The organism is Kitasatospora sp. NPDC093558, assembly GCF_040683475.1.
Lineage (GTDB): Bacteria > Actinomycetota > Actinomycetes > Streptomycetales > Streptomycetaceae > Kitasatospora.
In genome coordinates, this window is sequence record NZ_JBFBDY010000874.1 from 1 (window position 1) to 2,265 (window position 2,265).

A 2,265-nucleotide genomic window follows, 5' to 3' on the forward strand; every position below is an offset into this window, starting at 1 on the left:
CCCCGCCCGGCGCCCTCCGGGGAGGGCCGCGCGTGAAGCACGACCCCGCCGCCCTCGGTGAGCGCGGGGCCGTGGAACAGGTCGAGGGCGGCGCGCAGCAGCGGGATTGCCGGGTCGGCGGTCGGGCCGGCGGGGGCCTGGGCGTTGTCCGGGCCGTACGCGCGGTCCGGGACCTGCGGGTGGTAGGGCCCGAACGAGCCGTGCCGGCCGTCCGGGTGCAGGACTCCGGCGCGTTCGCAGAGGCCGGCGAAGCGCACCAGGTCGACCCGGTCGGGCTCGCCGGTGAGCACGTAGCCGGCGTCGCGGGTGCCGAGCGCGAGGTGTTCGCCGCCGCCGTCCGCCGTGCGTTCCTCCCCCAACGCCTGTCGCAGCGCGGCGACATGGCCCTGGAGGGCGGCGCGGGCGGTGGGCGGCGCCGCGCCGTCCCAGACCAGTTCGATCAGTTCCTCGGTGGCCACGACCCGATTGAGCCGGACGGCGAGCGCGCTGAGCAGGGCGCGCCGCTTGGGCGCCGAAGGCGTGACGAGCGTCCCGTCGTCACGCCGGACGGCGACCGGTCCGAGCAGGTCGATGCGCATGCGGCCCCTCGTCTGGCTGATCGGCTCGTTCGCCGGCGGGTGGATCCTGTGCGGGTCGAGCGTGTGCGGGTGGATCCTGTGCGGGTCGAGCGTGTGCGGGCGAGTCGGCCGCACGTGATTCGCCCACAGATGATTCGCCTTCAGGTGATTCGCCTGCGGGTGGATCGGATCGTCCGAGGATAGGCCCGACCGGCCGGGCTCCGCACCGATGCGGGCTCCGGCGAATCATGCCATCATGATCGCTTCTCGCCCGGTTCCGCTCGAATCCGTGCGCCCCCGTACGGTCCTGTCCGGTCCCGTCTCCGATCCCGCTCGATCGCTCCTCGGGGCGGACCGGGTCACGTTGACTACACTGCTCCACCCCGGGACCGACCGGCCCGGGAGTCGTGGGGGCGAGGTGGGGCGGCGCGTGGGAATTCGACTCCTCGGTCCGGTGGAGCTGGGGACCGGGGGCGGCGGGTTCGCCGCGCTCCAGGGCGCCCAGCGGCGGGCCGTGCTCGCGCTGCTCGCGCTGCACCTCGGACGGGTCGTCGGGGTGGACGACTTCTGCGAACTCCTGTGGGACGACTGGCCGCCGGCCAGCGCGCGGGCGGCGCTCCAGGGGCACGTGGCCGCACTGCGCAAGCTGCTCGCCGCCGGACCCTTCGTCCTGCACACCCGCGCGCCCGGATACCTGCTGACCGGCCCGGCCGAGCTCGTGGACGCGCTGCGCTTCGACGACCTGGCGACCCGCGCCACCGCCCTGGCCGAGGCGGCCGACCGCGTGGCGGGCGAGGCCGGCACCGCCGCGCTCGCCGTGGCCACCGCCCACCTGGAGCGGGCGCTGCGGCTGTGGCGGGGCCCGGCGCTCGCCGACCTGCCGGACACGGCACTGCGCGGCACCATCGCCCGCCGGCTGGAACAGGCGCAGACCGCGGCCCTCGTCTCCTGGGCGGCGCTGCGGCTGCGGCAGGGCACCGGCGCCGCGGCCGTACCGGCCCTGGAGCAGAACGTGCGGACCAACGGGCTGCGCGAGGAGGTGGCGGCGCTCCTGGTGCGCTGCCTCCACCAGGCCGGACGGCCCGCCGACGCGCTGCGGGCCTACCACGAGGCGCGGACCCGGCTCGACGGCGAACTCGGCATCCGGCCCGGCCCGGCGCTCCAGGCGGCACTCACGGAGGTACTCGCCAACGACTCCGCCGCAACCCGGCCGCAGGTGGACGAGCCGACGTCCTCTCCTGCGACCACGGCTTCCTCCACGACCACTGAACTCGGCACCCCCGTGCCCCGGCGCCTCCCCCGCCGCCCCCTCGACTTCGTCGCCCGCGAGCCCGAACTGCGCCGGCTGGACGGCGAATGCGGCCCCGACCGCACCGGCGACGGCCTCGCCCTCGTCGTCGGCCCGGCCGGCGCAGGCAAGAGCGCACTGGCCGTCGCCTGGGCGCACACCGCCGCCGGCGGCTACCCGGACGGCCAGCTGTACGCCGACCTGCGCGGCCTCGACCCCGCCGGCCCGGCCGACCCCGCCGAGACCCTCGGCGCGTTCCTGCGCGCGCTCGGCGTCGACGAACCGGCCGTCCCAGCCGACCGGGCCGGGCGCGCCGCGCTCTACCGCACCCTCACCCGGGACCGGCGCCTGCTCGTCGTCCTCGACGACGCGGCCGACGCCGACCAGGTCGCCGACCTGCTCCCGCACGGCCCCGGCTTC

2 protein-coding genes are annotated in these 2,265 nt (G+C 76.9%); one reads left to right on the forward strand and one right to left on the reverse strand.

All coding sequences use genetic code 11. The features are described 5' to 3' along the window. Nucleotides 1-578, reverse strand: a 578-nt coding sequence (locus AB0O00_RS36390; RefSeq protein ID WP_363658986.1) for a winged helix-turn-helix domain-containing protein, incomplete at its 3' end; no start/stop codon positions are given. Nucleotides 579-987: 409 nt separating this feature from the next. Between AB0O00_RS36390 and AB0O00_RS36395 the strand changes: the two genes are divergently transcribed. Continuing rightward, the coding region (locus AB0O00_RS36395; RefSeq protein ID WP_363658987.1) for a BTAD domain-containing putative transcriptional regulator at nt 988-2,265 on the forward strand (1,278 nt) is incomplete at its 3' end.